This is a genomic window from Streptomyces sp. NPDC094034 (assembly GCF_040303865.1).
GTDB lineage: Bacteria > Actinomycetota > Actinomycetes > Streptomycetales > Streptomycetaceae > Streptomyces.
This window is the reverse complement of record NZ_JBEOUD010000022.1, coordinates 138,372-145,177: the sequence shown is the minus strand read 5'-3', so window position 1 is coordinate 145,177 and position 6,806 is coordinate 138,372. Positions and strand designations below refer to the sequence as shown.

Below are 6,806 nucleotides of genomic sequence, written 5' to 3'. Positions count from 1 at the left end.
CCATGTACTGGACGTACTTGGGCGACTCCGACAACGCGGCGAGGTGCGGTGCCAGGCGTCGCGGGCCCGCGAAGATCGACCGGACAGGACCTAGCCGCGGTGCAGCCGTACCGGCAGTGCGTGGAGCCCGCGAATGATCGTGCTGGTACGCCACCGCAGTTCCTCAGGGTCGACGGCGAGCCTCATGGCGGGGAACGCGTCGAGCAGGGCGCCGAACGCCACCCGCACCTCCACCCTGGCCAGCGGCGCCCCGAGGCAGTGGTGGATGCCGTGTCCGAAGGCCAGATGTCCGCCGTCGGTGGGCCTGCGGACATCCAGCGCATGTGGATCGTCGAAGCGCTGTGGATCACGATTGGCGGAGGCGATCGCCAGCAGCACGAAATCGCCGGCCGGGATCTCGACGTCACCAATGTTCAGGGGCTCCGTCGCACACCGGAAGGAGGCGTGCTTCAGCGGGCTCTCCAGCCTCAGGAATTCCTCGACCGCGCCGGGCAGGAGGGAGCGGTCCTCGCGCAGTGCCTCCCATTGGTCCAGGTTCCGCATCAGATGGAGTGTGCCGTTGCCCAGCGCGTTGAGGGTGGTCTCGAAACCGGCGATGAACAGCAGGTAGGCCGTCGAGACCAGTTCGATCTCGGTCAGTTGGTTGTCGACGTCGTGTGCCGAGACCAGGGCAGTGAGGATGTCGTTGGTGGGCGTGCGGCGTTTGCGCTCGATGAGTTCGCCGAGGTACGTGAGCACCCCGGTCGCGGCGGCGGCAGCGGCTTCGGGCGAGTCACCGGAGACGAGCGCCCTGGACCAGGACTTGAAGTTCTCCTGCTCCTCGATCGGCACACCCAGCAGCAGACAGATCACCCGGATCGGCATCGGGAACGCGAAGGCGTCCAGCAGGTCCACCGTGTCGTCGTCCGGGAGGGCATCGACCAGCCCGCCGACGATCCGCTCGATCTCCGGCCGGAGCACTTCGACAGCGCGGGTGGTGAATGCCTTGCTCACGAGCTTGCGCATCCGGGTGTGGTCCGGCGGGTCGGAGTTCAGCATGTGGCTGGAGAAGGCCGATGAGAAACCGGCACGTCTGTCGCGGTCCGGCTCGTTCTGTGCGAACAGCCTGTCCATCCTGTTCAGATCGGTACTCAACCGGGGATCCGCCAGTGCGGAGCGCACGGCCTCGTATCCGGTGATGAGCCAGACCGGCAGGCCGCCGCACACCGGGACTCCGGGGGGCATCAGCACGCGGTGCGCGGAGCCTTCGGCGCTGAGCTTCGCGTACACCGAGTAGGGGTCCTGCACGAACGCGTCGTCGAGTTCCAGTGGCGCGGAATCCTGTTCCATGGTTCTTCCTCGAAGATGTTGTTGGTTTCACGTGCCGGACGAGGCGGGAGAGTTACCGTGACGTGCTTCCCGGGGCGCGGCATTCACCACCGCGTCCGGCGCCCCGGCGCCGCTTGCTCCCGGGTTGAACATCTCGGCGACCAGGAAGGTCAGGTCAAGCGCCTGGTCTCCGTTGAGGCGCGGGTCGCACGCGGACTCGTAGCTGCGGTGCAGGTCGGCGAAACCCAGTTCGGCGCCGCCGCCGACGCACTCGGTCACGTCCTCCCCGGTCAGCTCGATGTGCAGTCCGCCGGCGTGGGTGCCGAACGCCTTGTGCACCTCGAAGAAGCCGGCGACCTCGGCGAGGATGTCGTCGAACCGCCTGGTCTTGTGTCCGCTGGGCGCCTCCACGGTGTTGCCGTGCATCGGATCGCACACCCACAGCACCGGCGCGCCGGCGGCCGTGACCTTCTCCACGAGTTCCGGCAGCACGTACCGCACGCGGTGCGCCCCCATCCGCACGATGAACGTCAGCCGGCCCGGCCGCCGGTCCGGGTCGAGGCGGTCGATCAGGGCCAGCGCCTGCTCGGGTGTGGTGGCAGGGCCCAGCTTGACCGCGATCGGGTTGTCAATGGTCGCGAAGTAGGCGACGTGGGCGCCGTCGAGCTGTCTGGTGCGGTCGCCGATCCACAGCATGTGGCCGCTGCCCGCGTACCTTCGGCCGGAACGCGGGTCGCGGCGGGTCAGCGCGGCCTCGTAGTCGAGCAGCAGTCCCTCGTGGCTGGCGAACAACTCCGTGGTGTGCGACGCATCGCCGCCGCGCGCGTTTTTGGTGGACAGTGCCCGACCGATGCGACCGGCGAGTTCCTCGTAGCGTTCACCGGCGGGCGAGCGTGAGACGAAGTCCTGGTTCCTCTTGTGCAGTTGGCGCGGGTCGGTGCCGCCACGGGCGAATGCGCGCATGACGTCGAGGGTGTAGCGGGAAGCGTCGTACATCCGAAGGAGCCGGGCCGGGTCCGGCAGCCGTTCGGCCTGGCTGAAGCCGATGCCGTTCACGGCGTCGCCCCGGTAGACCGGCAGGGTGCGTCCGGCGACGGTCTCGGTCGGCCGGGATCGGGGCTTCGCATACTGCCCGGCCAGCCGGCCCACCTTGACCACCGGCACCGCCGACGCGTACGCGAGGATCACGGCCATCTGATGCAGGAGCCGAAGTTTGCTGTGAATCGCTCGCGTCGAGAGGCGGTCGAAACGTTCGGCGCAGTCGCCACCCTGCAGCAGGAACGCTTTGCCTTCTGCCGCCTGGGCGAGTCGTGCGGCGAGCGTGTCGCACTCCTGAGGCATGACCAACGGGGGCAAGGCCGCCAGGTGGTCGACCACGTCGCCGAGCTCGGCCATGCTGGGCCACTCCGGCCGCTGATGGGCGACGAGTGTCCGCCAGTGCGCGGCGGCTTCGCCGGTGAGGGGCAACATGATCTCCGTCCGCTTCTCATGGCTGGCCGGTGCGGGGCGGTCAGCGCCAGACCATCTCGACGAGGTCGTGGCTGATGCCCAGGTCGTCGAGCAGCAGCTGCAACGGTCCGGTGTCCCGCGCGGGCGCGGGACGGGACGCGGCCCACTCGCTCAGCTGACCGGTGTCGATCTCGAAGCCGCCCTGGGCCGCCACGGTCACCCACGGTTCCAGGTCCGCGGAGCGGAACGCGGTCAGTCCGCTGACGAGCGCTTCGCGGAACGTCCGCTGCTGTGCGCTGTCCAGGTTCAGGTAGAGCGAGCCGCACAACTCGCGGAACACCACCGCGTGTCCGCTCTCGTCCCGCCGGTGCAGATCGGTGGTGATCCGGTTCATGGGCTGGATCTCCTGGGCGGTGGCGAGTGCGGAGAGGAACCCGCTGATCGTCGTCTCGGCCGCCAGGGAGAACGCGATGTCGACGATGTCGCGGTCGAATCCGGACATCCCGGCGCGGACCGCGTCCCGTCCCTGGACGACCGACCAGACGCGCGGCGCGAACCGCACGTCCTCCAGGCCGCGCCGCCTGCGGGTGACGCCCACGGCGTTGTGGCACATCAGGATGTGGTAGTGCTCATCGATGATCGTCTGGTGCAGGGCATCGACGGCGATGTCGTCGCGGCGGACGGGGATCCGGTCCCGCAGCATCAACCGGCAGGCCGGCAGGATGATCTCGTCCTCGATGGCCGCGGTCTTGGCGTTGTAGGCGATCCACGCCGCGGACAGGATGCGCCGACGGGCGTCCCGGTCGAGCCGGTCGGCACCCGGCAGGCCCAGCACCGGGACGAGGTGGTCGGGGAAGTCCGGGAGCGCCGCGTCGAAGTGGCCGTCGAGGTCGAGCTCGTCCTTCTTGACGGCTACTCGCTTCCCCCAGCGGAGCGTCAACTGCGCCAGCAAGTCGCGCTCGTACTCGGGCACTTCACGTGCCGCGGTCATCGGGAGACCTCCTTCATGGGTTCACCACTCGAATCAGGCAGGCGCCATCGGCGGCCCACCACCGGCGGGCGCCCTGTGCGGTCGGTGTGCCCATCGCCGTGTTCATCGCCGTGTTCATCGTGGGGAGCCGCCCACGTCGGACACCGCCGGCGCACGCCACGCGCGGAGCGACGCCGCCGCCTTGAGCAGCATCTCCTCGTACTCTTCCCGCGGGTCGGAGTCGAGCACGATCGCCCCGCCGGCTCCGATGGTCAACCGATCACCAACGCGGACGGCGGTGCGGATCACAATGTTCAGGTCCGTGCCGCCGGTGAGGCCGAAGTAGCCGAGGGCGCCGGAGTAGACACCCCGGGCCTCCGTCTCCAAGCGGTCGATGATCTCCATGGTGCGCAGCTTCGGCGCCCCGGTCATCGACCCGCCCGGGAAGCACTGCCGGGCGCAGTCCAGCGCGCTGACCCTGTCATTGAGCCGTCCACGAACAGTGGAAACCAGTTGGTGCACGGTCTCGTAGCTCTCGACGGCCAGGTACGGGTCGACCTCGATGCTGCCCACCTCACACACCCGGCCCAGGTCGTTGCGCAACAGGTCGACGATCATCAGGTTCTCGGCCTGAGTCTTGGCGCTTGAGGCGAGGGTGGCGGCCAGTTCGGCGTCGCGCACCGGGTCGGGGTCGCGAGGGGCTGTGCCCTTGATCGGCTTGCTGGTGACCGTGCGGTCTCTCTCGATGCGCAGGAACCGCTCCGGCGAGGAGCTGAAGATCGTGATGTCGCCGAGGCGTAGGAGCGCGGCGTACGGTGCCGGGTTCGCCCGGCGCAGCCTCAGGTAGAAAGACGTGTCGTCGTCGTGGAACGGCATGTGCAACGTGTTGGTCAGGCAGATCTCGTAGCTCTCGCCCCGGTTCAGCTGCCGTCGGCACTCCGTGATGTCCGCCAGGTACTGGCTCCGGCCGCGGCCGAGGTACTCCTCGGCATTCGGGGGCGGGCCGGCGGCGGGTTCGGGCGGCGGCTCGGCGTCGGCCGGGTTCAGGCCCGTCAGGAGGGCGGACGTCCGCTCCACCCAGTCCTGCGCGTCGCGCCGCGTCTTCTCGTCGTGGACGGCCACCACATAGGTCCGTCCCTCCTGGTGGTCGACCGCGATGACGCGATCGGCGAACATCCAGATGGCGTCCGGCGTTTCGGCGGTGTGGCGGGCCGTGGCCCCGCATTCGGCCTTGAGCTCGTAGCCGAAGTAGCCGACATAGCCTCCGGTCAGATCGAACGGCAGGTCCGAGTCGGGGACGCGCCGTTCGCGCAGCCGCTGGTCGAGGACGTTGAACACACTGCCTGTCACGAGGCGGACGCCATTCGCGTCGCGCACTTCCACTGTCCCACTGCCGGTGCGATAGGTCAGGACCTCGCTGAGCGGACCTGACGTGTCGCCGAGGAACGAGAACCGGGACAGTCCCATCTCCACGCGGCTGCTGTCCAGCCAGAAGCAGTACGGGATGTTGTCGAAGAGCTTGAGGAAAATGGCCTCGGAATCGGCACCGGTCGACACGACCGTGCTGATGATTCCCAGTCCCTCGACGGCACCGGGCACGTCGTCGGACAGTGCGGTGTGAACGTCCGTGCCGGTGCCGGTGACGGATGGCCGGTGTCCGTGCCGCGTCCGGCGGGTCAGTTCGGCGAAGTTCCGCAGGATCTCACGCCCGTACTGGGAAGCGATCGACTCGGGATGGAACTGCACGCCCCACTGCGGCAGATCGCGGTGACGCAGCGCCATGAGCACACCGTCGTCCGCCCACGCGGTGGCGACGAGTTCCTCGGGCAGGGGCTCCCGCACGCACAGCGAGTGGTAGCGCACCGCGACGAATTCACGCGGAATTCCGGCGAAGAGCGGATCTCCCCCGTGGGAAACCTTCGCGAGGTGCCCATGTCTCGGCTCGGGCGCGGCGACCACCTCCGCTCCGGCCAGGTGCGCGATCAGCTGATGGCCGAAGCAGACGCCCAGCACGGGCAGCGTGGCGCGCCGCAGCAGGTCGTCGAGGAGGCCGACGTCGCGGGGGTGCTGCGGCCGTCCAGGGCCTGGTGAGACCACGATGTTGTCGAAGTCCTCCAGCCGCAGGCCGGCCAGCTCCGGATCGTCGTTGACCATGACGACCGGCTCCTGGCCGTTGATGTCGGCGATCAACTGGTAGAGGTTGAAGGTGTACGAGTCATAGTTGTCCAGCAGCAGGGTTCGCATCATGGGCCGCCCAGGATTTTCGAGAGCGCCTGGACGTCGCCCGGTTCCAAGGTGATCCCGAAGATCTCCTCGGGAGCGGAAAGCGTCTCGCTCACATCGAGTTCCCGGAAGGTCGCCGGCCGCGCCGGACGTATTTCCGTGAGAGTGCTGCCGACGAGGAGGTGCCGCACGTCCGGCTGTGTGCGCTGGAGGACCATCCGGTGGTTGAACGGCGAGCGCGGATGCGTGAGACAGAAGTGGTTGAGGAGCTCGAAGTCCGACGGATAGCGGGCGTCGGTCGTGAAGCCGTAGAGCTCCACCGGTCCCTCCGGCCGCAGGAACCGCAGCACGTGTTCGCCGGTCGGCTCTCGCACGAGATCGAACGACCAGTCGCCGTCCAGTCGCCCGTTCTCCGCGAGCCGGATCGGCTCGTGCGGCCCGTAGCCACCGAAACTCACGTCGTGGAGCCAGCGTTCGCCGTCGAGTTCCACGCACAGGGCCACGTGCAGGGCCGGCCCGAACTTGCTCCCGGTACGGATCCGCGTCCGGCCGGCGAACGCCGTGAACGTGAACCCGATGCGGTCGAGCACGGCCGCCATCAGCACGACCTGTTCCAGACACCAGCCGCCGCGGCCCTGACGCACGATCTTCTCCTGGACGCTGTCCAGGTCCAGCGGCACCGCCGTGCGCCCGAGCAGCGCGTCGAGGTTGTCGAAGGCGATCGCGTCCACGTGGGCGGCGTGCAGGCCCCGCAGCGTGGAGAGATCCGGAGCGACGTCGCCCTGGTAGCCCACGCGGGTCAGGTAGGCGTCCAGGTCGACGCCACTCCCCTGCCACATCGAATCTGTCACCCGTA

5 protein-coding genes are annotated in these 6,806 nt (G+C 68.6%); all 5 read right to left on the bottom strand.

Going from position 1 to position 6,806, the window contains the following annotated elements; all coding sequences use genetic code 11:
• Nucleotides 1–90 precede the first annotated feature (90 nt).
• On the bottom strand, nt 91–1,329 hold the full coding sequence (locus ABTZ59_RS20975; protein ID WP_351406758.1) for a cytochrome P450 family protein: 1,239 nt from the start codon (nt 1,327–1,329) through the stop codon (nt 91–93).
• Nucleotides 1,330–1,356: 27 nt separating this feature from the next.
• Nucleotides 1,357–2,778 carry a class II 3-deoxy-7-phosphoheptulonate synthase gene (locus tag ABTZ59_RS20970; protein ID WP_351406752.1) on the bottom strand — a complete coding sequence of 474 codons (1,422 nt, stop codon included), beginning with the start codon at nt 2,776–2,778 and terminating at the stop codon, nt 1,357–1,359.
• 40 nt (nt 2,779–2,818) lie between these two features.
• Entirely contained in the window at nt 2,819–3,748 is a 930-nt protein-coding gene (locus ABTZ59_RS20965) for a diiron oxygenase (protein WP_351406744.1), read from the bottom strand.
• A gap of 114 nt (nt 3,749–3,862) precedes the next feature.
• On the bottom strand, nt 3,863–5,971 hold the full coding sequence (pabB, locus tag ABTZ59_RS20960) for an aminodeoxychorismate synthase component I (RefSeq protein WP_351406804.1): 2,109 nt from the start codon (nt 5,969–5,971) through the stop codon (nt 3,863–3,865).
• Nucleotides 5,971–6,801 carry an arylamine N-acetyltransferase family protein gene (locus ABTZ59_RS20955; RefSeq protein WP_351406735.1) on the bottom strand — a complete coding sequence of 277 codons (831 nt, stop codon included), beginning with the start codon at nt 6,799–6,801 and terminating at the stop codon, nt 5,971–5,973. Before ABTZ59_RS20955 ends, pabB begins: the two co-directional genes overlap by 1 nt.
• Between the last annotated feature and the right edge of the window lie 5 nt (nt 6,802–6,806).

Coding starts and splice junctions, on each gene's coding strand:
- ABTZ59_RS20970 (WP_351406752.1), bottom strand. CDS start 2,778: ATGTTGCCCCTCACCGGCGAAGCCGCCGCGCACTGGCGGACACTCGTC.
- ABTZ59_RS20965 (WP_351406744.1), bottom strand. CDS start 3,748: ATGACCGCGGCACGTGAAGTGCCCGAGTACGAGCGCGACTTGCTGGCG.
- ABTZ59_RS20975 (WP_351406758.1), bottom strand. CDS start 1,329: ATGGAACAGGATTCCGCGCCACTGGAACTCGACGACGCGTTCGTGCAG.
- pabB (WP_351406804.1), bottom strand. CDS start 5,971: ATGCGAACCCTGCTGCTGGACAACTATGACTCGTACACCTTCAACCTC.